The organism is Cohnella suwonensis, from assembly GCF_042655365.1.
Lineage (GTDB): Bacteria > Bacillota > Bacilli > Paenibacillales > Paenibacillaceae > Cohnella > Cohnella suwonensis.
Window position 1 is genome coordinate 1 of record NZ_JBHSMH010000032.1, and the last position, 748, is coordinate 748.

Below are 748 nucleotides of genomic sequence, written 5' to 3' on the forward strand. Positions count from 1 at the left end.
CAATGTCATTAAGTTAAGCTCAAAGACAAGACCGGGAATAAAAATGGAGTCCGAAACGGCATGGGAAAAAGCCCTGTGCCGTTTGTTTTTTTTGGTGCAAGCAAGAAAAATGCGTACAGCAAACAAAGCAGATGGAATATCCGCTTAAAAAATGTTCATGTGAAACGAATTATGCTACTCTGTAAACGAAGCTAACGACTGATTTGGAGCGGATTTTGCGCGTATTCTTCTGCCCTGGGCGAATGGGTCGAATCGGCAAAATGTTTTTGCGAATCAGTGCTTCAACATCGGGCGGGGGTTCATCGTCCAGTGAGCGCAGGAAATGTCTACAAACGTAAACGGCAACCGTGAAGTTGACTTGGTAGGGGTGCCGTTTATCTATTTGGGAAATGACTACGTGCGAGGTAATCATTTCAGCGAAATTGTACATGATCATTCTTGCGAAAATCTCTTGGGTGATGGACTCTTGTCTCTTTGCGTGAAAATTCGTCAGACCGACGGTGTATTTTAATGCCCTGAAAGAGGTTTCAATGCCCCAACGCAGGTTATAAATAGACTTGATTTCATCGGGTGGGAAATCAGCGGCAGAAAGATTCGTAATGACGGTTTCATAAGCGCCATTAGGCAGGACGAAACGAACAACCCGAAAGGAAATCGGGTAAAACAAGTTCTCATGCAAATCCAAAAAATCAAATGTAGACGTGGAAGGGACGAACTTGTAAATCTCGGGATGAGCCTTGACCTCTTT

At 44.0% G+C, this 748-nt stretch carries 1 protein-coding gene; it reads right to left on the reverse strand.

Going from position 1 to position 748, the window contains the following annotated elements:
* Positions 1 to 169: 169 nt before the first annotated feature.
* The coding region (locus ACFPPD_RS11545; protein WP_378082282.1) for a transposase at positions 170 to 748 on the reverse strand (579 nt) is incomplete at its 5' end.